We start from the raw sequence: 11,879 nt of genomic DNA on the forward strand, positions 1-11,879 counted from the left end.
TTGCGCGGATCGCATCGACGAATTATGTTTTTTGAAATCGTCTGGTCAACGGGATTTTGCATGCGACTGACCGCTATCATTGCCGCGGCCCTTCTCTGGATGGCCGCCCTGCCCGCTTTTGCGGCCGAACTCGTCATGGTCGAGCAGCCCGGCTGTGTCTATTGCCGGCAGTGGAACCAAGAGATCGCGGAGACGTATCCGAAAACGCCCGAGGGGCGCGCGGCGCCGCTCGTCCGCGTTCAGCTGACGGATGCGCAGGACGGCGATATCGACTTCGAAACGGCGCGGCCGGTGAACTTCACGCCGACCTTCATCCTGGTCGAGGACGGCACCGAACTGGCCCGGATCGAAGGCTACCCGGGCGAAGACTTCTTCTGGGGCCTGCTGACGATGATGCTGAAGGCCCAGGTCGGTTTCGATCCGGCAACACACGCTGAAGGTTGAAGACTGAGACGAACCTTAATATTTGCATGGGGTCCCACGATGGACGTACACTCGAACGAACCGAAGGTTGCACAAGGCCCGAACATGGCGCTCCCCGTCATCACCGAGGACATGTCCGAAGAAGACATGGACAAGATGGTTGCTTCCGCCTGCGACGCTTCCACGTTCCTCAAGGCGATCAGCCATGAAGGGCGGCTGATGATCCTGTGCCACCTGGTCACCGGCGAAAAATCTGTCACCGAACTCGAAGAACTGCTCTCGGCCCGCCAGGCGGCGGTGAGCCAGCAGTTGGCGCGCCTGCGCCTCGAGGGGCTGGTGACGCCGCGCCGCGAAGGCAAGGCGATCTACTACTCCCTGGCCGACGACCGACCCAAGCGGGTGCTCGAGGTCATCTACGACATGTTCTGTTCGACCGACCAGGGCCAGGCCAAGGCCGCGGAGTGACGCTGTCGCGCCGGGTGCACGACCAAAACCCTTGCACCGTATAAGCACATTCGATTGACTGAATGAGCCGGGACCGGGCCGCCCCGGCACGGGAGGATCGTGGCCCGCGGAGGTTTTTCATGCTCGAGATGTTGGGGGAATCCAACGCCGCGGCCCTCGTCGGCCTGATCGGCGGCACGATGCTGGGCCTCGCGGCGCGACTGGGGCGGTTCTGCACCCTCGGCGCGATCGAGGACATGCTCTACGCAGGGTCCTCTCTCAGGCTTCGGATGTGGGGCATCGCCGTCGGCGTCGCCGTCATCGGCAGCTTCGCCCTGATGCAGGCCGGGATGCTGGACGCGCCGCAGGCGGTCTATTTCCAGGCCGGCTGGGTGCCCTGGGCCTCGGTGATCGGCGGCCTCGTCTTCGGTTACGGCATGGCGCTTGCGGGCAATTGCGGCTTCGGGGCGCTCGCGCGCCTGGGCGGCGGCGACCTGCGCTCCTTCGTGATCGTGCTCGTCATGGGGCTCGCCGCCTATGTCGCGATCTCGGGCCCGCTGGCAAGCCTGCGCTTGATGCTCTTCCCCGTCCGCCCCCTCGACCCCGGCGAAACCGTCCCGGGGCTCGCCCATCTCGCCGAACGGCTCACCGGGCTGCCTGCCCCGGTGATCGGTATGAGCGTGGGCGTCGTGATCCTCGGCGCCATGTTCACGTCGGCCGAGATGCGGCGCGACGCGCGCAAGATCTTCTGGTCCGTGGTCGCGGGTCTCGCGATCGTCGTGGGCTGGGCAGGCACGAACTGGATCGCCCAGACGGGGTTCGCCCCGATCCCGGTCGAGAGCCACACCTATTCCGCACCGCTGGGCGACTCGATCCTCTACCTGATGACGGCGTCCGGCAATTCGCTCAATTTCGGCGTCGGCTCGGTCGTCGGCGTGCTCGCGGGCGCCTTCATCGGCTCGGCCCTGAAGGGCCATTTCCGGTGGGAGGCCTGCGAGGATCCGCGCGAGCTCAAGCGCCAGATCGGCGGGGCGGTCCTCATGGGGTTCGGCGCGGTGGTGGCCTTCGGCTGTTCCATCGGCCAGGGCCTGTCGGCCTTCTCGCTTCTCTACCACGGCGCGCCGGTCACGCTGGCGGCGATCATGGCGGGCGCGGCCTTCGGCCTGCGCCAGCTCATATCGGGTTTCGCGCCGGCGGAATGACCCCCTTCACCACCCGGTGAACAGCCCCTGTGCGGGCGGGATTTCGGCTGGCCCCCCACCGGCCACGCGGGTAGGGTCGCGCCCGAACGAGCAGGTGAGACATGACCGACAGCTTCATCCCCGCCCCCGGCACCGAAGCCGAGATGCGCAAGGCCCTTGGCCTGTTCGCGACCGGCGTGACCGTGGTCACCTGCATGAGCCCGCGCGGGCCACTGGGCATCACGGTGAACAGCTTCACCAGCGTGTCGATGGACCCGCCGCTGATCCTGTGGTGCCCCGCCAAGTCGTCACGCCGCCACGACGCGATGGCCGCCGCCGGACACTTCGCGCTCCACATCATGGGCGAGGACCAGGACGACGTCGCGCTGGGTTTCACCAAGTCCGGCGAAGCGTTCGAGGGGTTCGACTGGATCAGCTCGGAGCGTGACGTGCCGCTGATCGAGAATTGCCCGGCCCGGTTCGAATGCCACATCCGCGACCGGATCGACGCGGGCGATCACACCGTGATCATCGGCCATGTCGACCGCGTCACCGTCACGGATTCCGCCCCGCGCGTTTTCATGGCCGGCCAGTGGGGCCAGTTCCAGCACCGGGGCTGACCGCGCTTCAGCGGATCAGAACCTTCGCGCGCTCGTAGTCCGCCGAATCCGTGCTCCCGTCGGGATAGGACACTTCGACCGCAACGCTCTCGACCGATCCCAGCGGATACGCGACGTACGGAAGGATGTCTTCCGAGTAGAGCGCGTTCGGCGCGGCTTCGTCCTCGTGACAGGGTTCGTGCTCCAGCCGGTCCAGGCGTTCGCCATTCACCGCGAACCGGATCCGCTCAACGCCGCAGCGCCAGGCCAGAAGGTTGGTGAAATACAGCAGATCCTGCCCATCGTATTCGCGCACGGCGATCCAGTTGGGCTTCGTCATCGTGAGAATCTGCTTGGCATCCTGCGCGGCTGCCGCACCCGCCGAGGCGCACAGCATGGCCGCACCGAGAATTGCCCGTCTGATCATGGGCCTGCTCCTTCTCCGGCCCGCGTGGCGCTTGCGCGCTTTTCCTGTCGGGCTCTTGTCCTATAGTGACAGAAACTCGGGCAGCGGGCAAAGACGGCGATGGCAGCCAGGACCAGATCAGCGAAAAACCGTGCAGGCGCGCCACGCTCCTTCAATATCCTCGTCGTCGGACAGGCCGGGCGCGTGGGATACGAGGCGCTTTTGTTCGCCGCCTCCCTGCGCCGGCACGACCCGGACTTCGCCGGTCGCGTGATCGTCGCCGAACCGCAGCCCGGCCCCCTCTGGACCTCGGATCCGCGCATGGCCGACGACGTGCGGGGCGCACTGGCCGATCTCGGGGCCGAGATCGTGCCGTTCGATGCGACGCATTTCGGGGAGAGCTATCCGAACGGCAACAAGATCGAAGCGCTGACCTGCCTCCCCGAAGGCGAGCCTTTCATCTTCTTCGACAGCGACACGGTGGTCACCGGCCCCCTGTCGCACCTGCCCATCGACTTCGACCGCCCGTCGGCCTCGATGAACCGCGAAGGCACATGGCCCACGATCGAGCTTTACGGCCCCGGCTACACCGAGACCTGGAAGGCGCTTTACGACCGGTTCGGGCTGGATTTCGAAAGCTCGCTCGACCTGACGCAGCCGGACGAATACTGGGGCCGCTACCTCTATTTCAATGCGGGCTGGTTCTTCGGCCCCGACCCCGCGCGCTTCCACCGGCTCTTCCTCGACACCGCCCTCGCCATCCGCGACGACCGGCCCGAGGCGCTGGTCTGCCAGGAGATCTTTCCCTGGCTCGACCAGATCGCCCTGCCCCTCGTGATCCACGCGCTGGGGGGTGGACGGCCCGGCCCGGAGCTGGCGGGGCTCGACGGCGACGTCACCTGCCACTGGCGCGTCCTGCCGCTGGCCTACGCGCGCGAAACGCAGGCAACGCTCACGGCGCTGGAAGCCGCCGCGGCGCCGAACCGGATCAAGAAGGTGCTCAAGGACTACGACCCGATGCGCCGGATGATCTACCAGGGCCGCGGCCACGCGGTGCGCGCGCTGTTCGACCGCGACGACCTTCCGCGCCAGGAAAAGATGCTGCGCAACCGGATCAAGCGCGAAGGGTTCTGGATGCGCTGAGGCTCACAACGGCGTCGCCCCCAGCGCTGCCGCCCAATGGGCCAGCCGCGCCTTGACCCGCGTCTCGCGCGCCATCGCGCTGAAGTCCGGGTCGAGCGTCTCGACAACCTCGAGCGACAGCTCTCCCGCCTCGGCGAAGGCCGCCGCCATCCCCGCCGGCGCACCACGCCCCCGTCCGTGGCGCAGAACGAAGCTCATGCGCCGTTCGAGCGCGGCCGGGTCCGCCACGCATTTCACCCAGGCCCGCGCACCGACCCTGAGCACGCAGATCGCCCACTCCGGGTCCCGGTCGCGATACGCGGCGCGCGCCGCCCGCTTCTCGTCGTTGGAAATCACGCCTTGCTCCATTTTTACCCGGGTGTTAAATGTTTCATACAGACTTTTACCCGGGTGTAAATATGGATGACGAAATCTACACCGTGTTCCAGGGCACGAAGCGGCTCGATTCGGGCACGCGGTCCGAGCTCGAGGCCCGCCTCGCCCCCCTTGGGCCGCATCCCGACCAGCTGGCCGTGTTCTCGGACGAGACCGGGCGCGAAACCGACCTGAACCTGTCAGGGATCGAGACGCCCCCGCCGCGCGGACGACCGAAACTCGGCGTGCGGGCGCGCGAGGTGACGCTCCTGCCCCGGCACTGGGACTGGCTGTCGCGCCAGAGCGGCGGGGCCTCGGCCATGCTGCGCCGATTGGTGGACGAGGCGCGCAAACGGGACACGGAAGACAGCGCGTTGCGGGCCGACCGCACCTTCCGCTTCCTCACCGCGCTGGCCGGCGACCTGCCGCGCTTCGAAGAGGCGATCCGCGCACTCTACGCGGGCGACACCGCGGGGTTCTCCGAGGCGATGGAAAGCTGGCCGGGGGACATCCGGGCCCACGCGCACCGGCTGGCGGGCACGCCATGAGCCACGTCGCCCCCACCGACAAGACGGCCGGCGCCCTGATCGCGCGCGGGCTCGACAGCCCCGTGGTGATGCTGAACCTCCTCAAGTTCCGCGACATCGCGGATTACGGCGGCGCCCCGCCCGGACTTGCCCCCACGCACCCGATCAGCGGCGCGGCGGCCTATGACCTCTACGCCGCGGCCATCGCGCCGCGCCTCGATGCCTCGGGCGGCGAAGTCCTGTTCGAAGGGATTGGCGGGGAGTGGTTCATCGGGCCCGAGGGCGACGGCTGGGACCGCGTGCTCCTCGTGCGGCAAGCGAGCGTCGGGGCCTTTCTCGCCTTCGCGCAGGACCCCGAGGCCGCGCGCGCCGGCCATCACCGGACGGCCGCGCTGGCGGACAGCCGCCTCTTGCCGCTCAGCCCGCGAACACCCCCGAGAGATCCGCGAACCCCTTGATCTCGATCGGGTTTCCGCACGGGTCGCGGAAGAACATCGTCCACTGCTCGCCGGGCTCCCCCTCGAACCGCACGGACGGCGCGATGATCCAGTCGGTCCCGGCCGCCTCAAGCCGGTCGGCGAGCGCGCGCCAGTCCCCGAGCGCCAGCACCAGCCCGAAATGCGGCATCGGCACGTCGTGCGCCCCGACCTTCCCGGTGGCCCGGGTCCCGAAGGGCCGGCCCCGGTGCAGGCTCAGCTGATGACCGAAGAAATCGAAGTCCACCCAGGTGTCGGTCGACCGCCCCTCGGCGCAGCCCAGCACGCCGCCATAGAAGGCGCGCGCCTCCTCGAGGTCGTCGACATTGATGGCCAGGTGAAACGGTGTCGGCATTCTTGCCCCTCCTTCGATCCGCGCGCCGATGCTAGCCCAGCCCGGCGGCGCGCGCCACCCATCTAACAAAATGAATATGAACAATATGAGGGACTTAGCCGGATTGCCCAAACCAGTGAATTGACCTAGCTTGACGCAGCCATTCCTTGGAGGACTTCATGACAGACGCTCAGATGAACGGGTTCGACACGCTGCAGGTTCACGCCGGCACCGAACCCGACCCCGCCACCGGCGCGCGCCAGGTGCCGATCTACCAGACCACGTCCTATGTGTTCAAAGACGCCGATCACGCCGCCCGGCTCTTCAACCTCGAAGAGGTCGGCTACATCTATTCGCGCCTCACCAACCCGACCGTCGGCGCGCTCGCCAATCGCATCTGCGCGCTGGAAGGCGGCGCGGGCGCGGTCTGCACCTCGTCGGGTCACGCGGCCCAGATCATGGCGCTCTACCCGCTGATGGAACCGGGGCGCAACATCGTCGCCTCGACGCGCCTCTACGGCGGCACCTACACGCAGTTCACGCAGGTCTTCAAACGCTTCGGCTGGTCGTGCACCTTCGTCGACTTCGACGACCCGGCGGCGGTCGAAGCGGCCATCGACGACGACACCCGCGCGCTCTTCTGCGAGGCGATCGCCAATCCCGGCGGCGTGGTCACCGACCTCGACGCCATCGCCAAGGTGGCCGACAAGGCGGGCATCCCGCTGGTGGTCGACAACACCTCGGCCTCGCCCTACCTGTGCCGCCCGATCGAACACGGCGCCACCTTGGTGGTGCATTCCACGACCAAGTACCTGACCGGCAACGGCACCGTCACCGGCGGCTGCATCGTGGATTCGGGCAAGTTCGACTGGTCGGCCTCGGACAAGTTCCCGTCGCTGAGCCAGCCGGAACCGGCCTACCATGGCATCACCTTCCACGAGGCGCTGGGGCCGATGGCCTTCACCTTCCACTCGATCGCGATCGGGCTGCGTGACCTCGGCATGACGATGAACCCGCAGGCCGCGCATTACACGCTCATGGGGATCGAAACCCTGTCGCTGCGCATGGCCAAGCACACCGAGAACGCCCAGAAGGTCGCCGAATGGCTCGAGGCGCATGACGCGGTCGAGAAGGTGACCTACGCGGGTCTTAAGTCCTCGCCCTACTACGAGATCGGCAAGAAGATCTGCCCGCGCGGCACCGGCGGGCTCTTCACCGTGACGCTGAAGGGCGGCTACGACACCTGCGTGAAGCTGGTGAACAGCCTCAAGCTCTTCTCCCACGTGGCCAACCTGGGCGACACGCGCTCGCTCGTGATCCACTCGGCCTCGACCACCCACCGCCAGCTCACCGACGAGCAGCGCGAGGCGGCGGGCGCCGGCAACAACGTGGTGCGCTTCTCGATCGGGATCGAGGACCCGGACGACATCATCGCCGACCTCGACCAGGCGCTCAAAGCCTCTGCCTGATCCAATAAAAGGAAGCGCGCCCAGACCCTTGGGCGCGCTTCTTGATGAAGTCTCTCAACGTTCCGGCCGACGAAAGTGCCGAGAGGTGGAGGCCGGCCCTCGCGGGGCCGCGTGGCCCGAACGCCATGCAATCATGCGCGCCCGCGCGCACCTGATCCTCACTCGTCCAGAAGCACCGCCGACACCGGGGCGAAGTTCACGCTCTGCGCCCGGTTGCCGAGCGTCCATTCCAGGAGCGCCTGGATCGAGCCGGGCTTCACCCGCGCGACAGCGATCACGCCATCGACGTTGCGCGCCCGGAAGGCCACGTTGTCGAGGAACCGGCGGATCACGTCGCCTTCCTGCCCCTCGCCGTCGAGATCGCGAAACACCTGCGCTGCCGGCACGTCGTCGCGCACGGCGATCTTGTGGCCTGTGTTGAGCCCTTCCGGGTAGGTCACGAGACCAAGCCCGCGTTCGTCGAGGATGGTCACGACCTGCTCGGCCGCGTCGCCCAGCCCCTGGAAAGCCTCGTCCTGCGGGAACATCACGCCGACCACCCGCTCCAACAGCGGCTCGTAGGCCTGGAAGGTGACTTCCACGTCCATTGCCGTCGGCGCCTCGGGCAAGGGCACGATCAGCACCACCTCCGCGCCCACGGAGCGGTAGAAGTCGATTGCCGCCTCCGCGTCCGGGGCCGAGGCATCGACCGCCACCGACAGCGGGAAGGGCATGACCGCCAGGTCGCCCACGTCCTCGCGCCCGGGGCCGGTGTCGATCAGCAGAACGGCCATCTCGGGCAGATCGCCCACGGGCTCGTATGCCACGGCGTTGGCCTTGATCGGCGGCTGCGGACCGGCCGATGCCGCGTCTTCCTCCGCCTCCTCCGTCTCATCCCCGATCGAGGGCAGACGACCGGTGATCACAGGAAGTTCCTCGGTCGGCTCCTCGAGCGAATCCTCTTCCGATGGAAGCGGCGGCGGGGCGAAGCTGCCCTGCCCGGCACGGATCGTGTCGCCATCGGTCGAAGGCATCCGCACATCGGGCTCGACGGGGTCGGCCGGCGCCACCACGGTGGGCAGCTGCGCCATCTCTTCCTCCTCGACCTGCGCCTCCGGCGCGGCCACCACGGGCTCGGGCTCGTCCGTGGTGTCAGTCTCGGGCGCCAGCGACGCGTCCGGCTGCTCCGTCGGCTCCGTCTCCGTTGCGTCCTGTGCGGGCTCGGTCGTATCGGGCGCCTCGGACGGCTCCGCCTCGTCTTCGCTCTCGGTCTCGGACGCCGGCTCCGCCGCGCCGTCGGCCGGCGCACTGTCGGCCGGCGCCGTCCCCGTCGTTTCGGAGGCGGCTTCAGTCTCCGGCGCTGCCTCCTCCTGCACGGGTGCGGTGTCGGATGATCCCGCAGGCTCCGTCTCGACGGCCTCTTCGGCCGGCGCGGCGTCCGCCGGAGCCTCGACCGCGTCTGTCTCTTCTTCCGGGGCCGCGTCACCGGCCTCCGGCATGACGGTCTCGACCTCCGCGCCCGCGTCGACCGGCGCGACGCCCCCGATTTCCACGCGCTCCAGCGTCAGCGAGGCGGTCACAAGTCCCGCGCCCGCCACGATCACACCCGTCACCAGTCCCGAGATCACTCCGCGTGCCAATTCTGCCTCCCGGCTGTTGCGACGTCCCATTTGCGCGGCGCGCGGCCGCGCCCCGGCGGCCCTTGACCCCCGGCTTTGGCTCTGACCATGTATACCGCGACACAGACACGAGAAAAGCCCCAAGGCCCGGCCATGATCCTGCTCATCGATAACTACGACAGTTTCACCTACAACCTCGTTCATTACTTCGGGGAACTGGGCGCGGACATGAAGGTCGTGCGCAACGATGCGCTGGACGTGCAGGCGGCGATGGCGCTCAAGCCCGAGGCGATCGTTCTGTCGCCCGGCCCCTGCGATCCCGACCAGGCCGGCATCTGCCTGCCGCTCACGCTGGCCGCAGCCGAGGCGAAGATGCCGCTTCTGGGCGTGTGCCTTGGCCACCAGACCATCGGGCAGGCCTTCGGCGGCAAGGTCGTGCGCCACTCCGAGATCGTGCACGGCAAGATGGGCGAAATCCACCACGCGGGCCTGGGCGTCTTCGCGGGCCTCCCCTCGCCGCTCAAGGGCACGCGTTACCACTCGCTGGTGGTGGAGCGCGACAGCCTGCCCGACTGCCTCGAGGTCACCGCCTGGCTCGAGGACGGCACGATCATGGGCCTGCGCCACCGCGCGCTGCCCATCGAGGGCGTGCAGTTCCACCCCGAAAGCATCCGGTCCGAACACGGGCACGCGATGATCCGAAATTTCCTCGACAGCGTGAAGGTGCCGGCATGAGCGACACGATGAAACCCCTGATCTACGCGGCCTCCGAAGGGCCGCTGTCGCGCACCCAGGCCGAGCTCGCCTTCGCCGAGCTGTTCGAGGGCACGGCGACCCCCGCCCAGGTGGGCGGGCTTCTCATGGCGATGCGCGCGCGCGGCGAATCCGTGGACGAATACGCGGCCGCGGCGGCCGTGATGCGCGCCAATTGCGTGGGCGTGACGGCGCCCGAGGGCGCGATCGACATCGTCGGCACCGGCGGCGACGGGATGGGCACGCTCAACATCTCCACGGCCACCGCCTTCGTCGTGGCAGGCGCGGGCGTGCCGGTCGCCAAGCACGGCAACCGCAACCTGAGCTCGAAATCCGGCTCCGCCGACGCGCTCGGCCAGATGGGCATCGACGTGATGGTCGAGGCGGCCGTGGTCGAACGCGCGCTGGCCGAGGTGGGGATCGGCTTCATGATGGCGCCGATGCACCACCCGGCGATGAAACACGTGATGCCGGTGCGCACGGAACTGGGCTGCAAGACGATCTTCAACATCCTGGGCCCGCTCACCAACCCGGCCGGCGTCAAGCGCCAGCTCACCGGCGCCTTCGCCGTCGACCTGATCTTCCCGATGGCCGAGGCGCTGAAGGACCTGGGGTCGGAAAAGGCCTGGCTGGTCCACGGCTCCGACGGCACGGACGAAATCTCGATCTCCGGCCCCACCGCGGTCGCGGCCCTCGAGGACGGAAGGATCACCGGGCGCGAGGTTCACCCGGAGGACGCGGGCCTGCCCGTCCACCCGTTCCGCGATATCCTCGGCGGCACGCCGGAGGAGAACGGCCGGGCCTTCTCCGCGCTGCTCGACGGGGCGCCGGGCGCCTACCGGGACGCGGTGTGCCTGAACGCCGCCGCGGCCCTCGTGGTGGCCGACAAGGCCGGCACCCTGCGCGAAGGGACCGAGATCGCCCGCGCATCGATCGACAGCGGCGCCGCGCGCGCCAAGGTCGATGCGCTGGCCGCCCTGACCCGGACGCCCGCGTGATCGTCAACCCGGCCCTTGCCGCCACCCGGCCCTCGCCGGTCGTCGAGGCGAAGCGCTGGATCGCGGACAAGACCTTCGCGCCCGACCTGCCGCTTCTGAACGTGAGCCAGGCCGCGCCGGTCGACCCGCCGCCCGTGCCCCTGCGCGAAGCGATGGCGGAAACCGCGCTCACCCTGCCCGCGGCCCATGTCTACGGCCCCGTCCTCGGCCTGCCGGCCCTGCGCGAAGAGGTGGCGGCGCAATTCTCCACCGCTTACGGCGGCACGATCACCCCGGGCAACGTGGCGATCACCCAGGGCTGCAACCAGGCCTTCTGCGCTGCCGTCGCCACGCTCGCGGGCCCGGGCGACGAGGTCATCCTGCCGACACCGTGGTATTTCAATCACCAGATGTGGCTGACGCTGTCCGGCGTGACGCCGGTCGCCCTGCCCGCCGGCGAAGAGATGCTGCCGACGGTGGCCGAGGCCGAAGCCCGCCTCACCGACCGCACCCGCGCGATCGTGCTGGTGACCCCGAACAACCCCGCCGGCGTCGAATATCCCGCCGACCTCGTCCACGCCTTCGCCAACCTCGCCCGGCGCGCCGGCATCGCGCTCATCGTGGACGAGACCTACCGCGACTTCGACTCGCGCCCCGGCGCGCCGCACGATCTCTTCACCGCGCCAGACTGGTCCGACACGGTGATCCAGCTCTACTCCTTCTCCAAGGCCTACCGCTTGACCGGCCACCGCGTGGGCGCGATGGTGGCCAGCCCCGAGCGTCTCCTCGCGGCCGAGAAGTTCCTCGACACGGTGGCGATCTGCCCCAACCAATTGGGCCAGCACGCCGCCCTTTGGGGCATGCAGAACCTCGGACGCTGGCTCGCCGGCGAACGCGACGAGATCCTCGCGCGCCGGGCCGCGGTCGAGGACGGGGTCATCGCTCTCCCCGGCTGGGAGATCGCCGGGGCCGGCGCCTATTTCGCCTACGTGCGCCATCCGTTCGACGAAAGCTCGGCCAGCCTCGCGCGGCGCATGGTCGACGACATCGCCGTCCTGGCGCTCCCGGGCACCATGTTCACCCCCGACGACGACCCGGCGGGCGCGGCCCACCTGCGCATCGCGTTCGCCAACATCGACCGCGATGGCATCGCCACCCTGATGGAGCGCCTCGCGCGCCTGTCCTGATCCTTCAT

The 11,879-nt window shown here is 68.7% G+C and carries 15 protein-coding genes; 11 read left to right on the plus strand and 4 right to left on the minus strand.

Translation table 11 applies throughout. The features are described 5' to 3' along the window. Nucleotides 1-24 precede the first annotated feature (24 nt). From GQE99_RS13000 to GQE99_RS13015, 4 genes are all read left to right on the plus strand, one after another. Nucleotides 25-444, plus strand: a complete 420-nt coding sequence (locus GQE99_RS13000; protein WP_235917231.1) for a thioredoxin family protein — start codon at nucleotides 25-27, stop codon at nucleotides 442-444. 84 nt (nucleotides 445-528) lie between these two features. Next, nucleotides 529-888 (plus strand): ArsR/SmtB family transcription factor, encoded by a 360-nt coding sequence (locus GQE99_RS13005; RefSeq protein ID WP_161352062.1) that lies wholly within the window; start codon nucleotides 529-531, stop codon nucleotides 886-888. A gap of 119 nt (nucleotides 889-1,007) precedes the next feature. After that, entirely contained in the window at nucleotides 1,008-2,069 is a 1,062-nt protein-coding gene (locus GQE99_RS13010) for a YeeE/YedE family protein (RefSeq protein WP_161352063.1), read from the plus strand. Between the two features lie 101 nt (nucleotides 2,070-2,170). Then, nucleotides 2,171-2,668: a flavin reductase family protein gene (locus GQE99_RS13015; RefSeq protein WP_161352064.1), complete on the plus strand. Its 498-nt coding sequence runs from the start codon at nucleotides 2,171-2,173 to the stop codon at nucleotides 2,666-2,668. 7 nt (nucleotides 2,669-2,675) lie between these two features. Here the strand turns inward: GQE99_RS13015 and GQE99_RS13020 are convergent, their stop codons facing one another. Then, entirely contained in the window at nucleotides 2,676-3,074 is a 399-nt protein-coding gene (locus GQE99_RS13020) for a hypothetical protein (protein ID WP_161352065.1), read from the minus strand. 99 nt (nucleotides 3,075-3,173) lie between these two features. Here GQE99_RS13020 and GQE99_RS13025 point away from each other — a divergent pair, with 99 nt between their 5' ends. Continuing rightward, complete coding sequence (locus GQE99_RS13025; RefSeq protein ID WP_161352066.1) at nucleotides 3,174-4,196, plus strand: hypothetical protein; 1,023 nt, start codon at nucleotides 3,174-3,176, stop codon at nucleotides 4,194-4,196. A gap of 3 nt (nucleotides 4,197-4,199) precedes the next feature. On the opposite strand, the gene GQE99_RS13030 is transcribed toward GQE99_RS13025, so the two are convergent. After that, nucleotides 4,200-4,532, minus strand: a complete 333-nt coding sequence (locus GQE99_RS13030; RefSeq protein ID WP_161352067.1) for a GIY-YIG nuclease family protein — start codon at nucleotides 4,530-4,532, stop codon at nucleotides 4,200-4,202. Nucleotides 4,533-4,594: 62 nt separating this feature from the next. Here GQE99_RS13030 and GQE99_RS13035 point away from each other — a divergent pair, with 62 nt between their 5' ends. After that, complete coding sequence (locus GQE99_RS13035; RefSeq protein WP_161352068.1) at nucleotides 4,595-5,098, plus strand: DUF2239 family protein; 504 nt, start codon at nucleotides 4,595-4,597, stop codon at nucleotides 5,096-5,098. Then, a complete protein-coding gene (locus tag GQE99_RS13040; protein ID WP_161352069.1) occupies nucleotides 5,095-5,535 on the plus strand; it encodes a DUF1330 domain-containing protein in 441 nt (146 codons plus the stop codon). The genes GQE99_RS13035 and GQE99_RS13040 overlap by 4 nt, the downstream gene beginning before the upstream one ends. Here the strand turns inward: GQE99_RS13040 and GQE99_RS13045 are convergent. Beyond that, nucleotides 5,495-5,908 carry a VOC family protein gene (locus GQE99_RS13045; protein WP_161352070.1) on the minus strand — a complete coding sequence of 138 codons (414 nt, stop codon included), beginning with the start codon at nucleotides 5,906-5,908 and terminating at the stop codon, nucleotides 5,495-5,497. The genes GQE99_RS13040 and GQE99_RS13045 overlap by 41 nt on opposite strands. Nucleotides 5,909-6,066: 158 nt before the next feature. On the opposite strand from GQE99_RS13045, the gene GQE99_RS13050 reads away from it, so the two are divergent. Beyond that, nucleotides 6,067-7,356 carry an O-acetylhomoserine aminocarboxypropyltransferase/cysteine synthase family protein gene (locus GQE99_RS13050; RefSeq protein WP_161352071.1) on the plus strand — a complete coding sequence of 430 codons (1,290 nt, stop codon included), beginning with the start codon at nucleotides 6,067-6,069 and terminating at the stop codon, nucleotides 7,354-7,356. A gap of 158 nt (nucleotides 7,357-7,514) precedes the next feature. Here GQE99_RS13050 and GQE99_RS13055 read toward each other — a convergent pair whose 3' ends face one another. Beyond that, nucleotides 7,515-8,975 (minus strand): divergent polysaccharide deacetylase family protein, encoded by a 1,461-nt coding sequence (locus GQE99_RS13055; RefSeq protein ID WP_161352072.1) that lies wholly within the window; start codon nucleotides 8,973-8,975, stop codon nucleotides 7,515-7,517. Between the two features lie 132 nt (nucleotides 8,976-9,107). Here GQE99_RS13055 and GQE99_RS13060 point away from each other — a divergent pair, with 132 nt between their 5' ends. Genes GQE99_RS13060 through GQE99_RS13070 form a run of 3 tightly spaced genes read left to right on the plus strand, consistent with a single transcriptional unit; the run spans nucleotide 9,108 to nucleotide 11,871 of the window. Next, the gene (locus GQE99_RS13060) at nucleotides 9,108-9,689 is read left to right on the plus strand and encodes an anthranilate synthase component II (RefSeq protein WP_161352375.1); all 582 of its coding nucleotides are present in this window, start codon (nucleotides 9,108-9,110) and stop codon (nucleotides 9,687-9,689) included. Next, nucleotides 9,686-10,705 (plus strand): anthranilate phosphoribosyltransferase, encoded by a 1,020-nt coding sequence (gene trpD, locus GQE99_RS13065; protein WP_161352073.1) that lies wholly within the window; start codon nucleotides 9,686-9,688, stop codon nucleotides 10,703-10,705. Before GQE99_RS13060 ends, trpD begins: the two co-directional genes overlap by 4 nt. Beyond that, nucleotides 10,702-11,871, plus strand: a complete 1,170-nt coding sequence (locus GQE99_RS13070; RefSeq protein ID WP_161352074.1) for an aminotransferase — start codon at nucleotides 10,702-10,704, stop codon at nucleotides 11,869-11,871. Before trpD ends, GQE99_RS13070 begins: the two co-directional genes overlap by 4 nt. Nucleotides 11,872-11,879 lie beyond the last annotated feature (8 nt).

The sequence above is a fragment of the Maritimibacter harenae genome, from assembly GCF_009882975.1.
GTDB lineage: Bacteria > Pseudomonadota > Alphaproteobacteria > Rhodobacterales > Rhodobacteraceae > Maritimibacter > Maritimibacter harenae.

Coding starts and splice junctions, on each gene's coding strand:
- trpD (WP_161352073.1), top strand. CDS start 9,686: ATGAGCGACACGATGAAACCCCTGATCTACGCGGCCTCCGAAGGGCCG.
- GQE99_RS13015 (WP_161352064.1), top strand. CDS start 2,171: ATGACCGACAGCTTCATCCCCGCCCCCGGCACCGAAGCCGAGATGCGC.
- GQE99_RS13005 (WP_161352062.1), top strand. CDS start 529: ATGGCGCTCCCCGTCATCACCGAGGACATGTCCGAAGAAGACATGGAC.
- GQE99_RS13035 (WP_161352068.1), top strand. CDS start 4,595: ATGGATGACGAAATCTACACCGTGTTCCAGGGCACGAAGCGGCTCGAT.
- GQE99_RS13020 (WP_161352065.1), bottom strand. CDS start 3,074: ATGATCAGACGGGCAATTCTCGGTGCGGCCATGCTGTGCGCCTCGGCG.
- GQE99_RS13060 (WP_161352375.1), top strand. CDS start 9,108: ATGATCCTGCTCATCGATAACTACGACAGTTTCACCTACAACCTCGTT.
- GQE99_RS13025 (WP_161352066.1), top strand. CDS start 3,174: ATGGCAGCCAGGACCAGATCAGCGAAAAACCGTGCAGGCGCGCCACGC.
- GQE99_RS13010 (WP_161352063.1), top strand. CDS start 1,008: ATGCTCGAGATGTTGGGGGAATCCAACGCCGCGGCCCTCGTCGGCCTG.
- GQE99_RS13050 (WP_161352071.1), top strand. CDS start 6,067: ATGACAGACGCTCAGATGAACGGGTTCGACACGCTGCAGGTTCACGCC.
- GQE99_RS13045 (WP_161352070.1), bottom strand. CDS start 5,908: ATGCCGACACCGTTTCACCTGGCCATCAATGTCGACGACCTCGAGGAG.
- GQE99_RS13040 (WP_161352069.1), top strand. CDS start 5,095: ATGAGCCACGTCGCCCCCACCGACAAGACGGCCGGCGCCCTGATCGCG.
- GQE99_RS13000 (WP_235917231.1), top strand. CDS start 25: ATGTTTTTTGAAATCGTCTGGTCAACGGGATTTTGCATGCGACTGACC.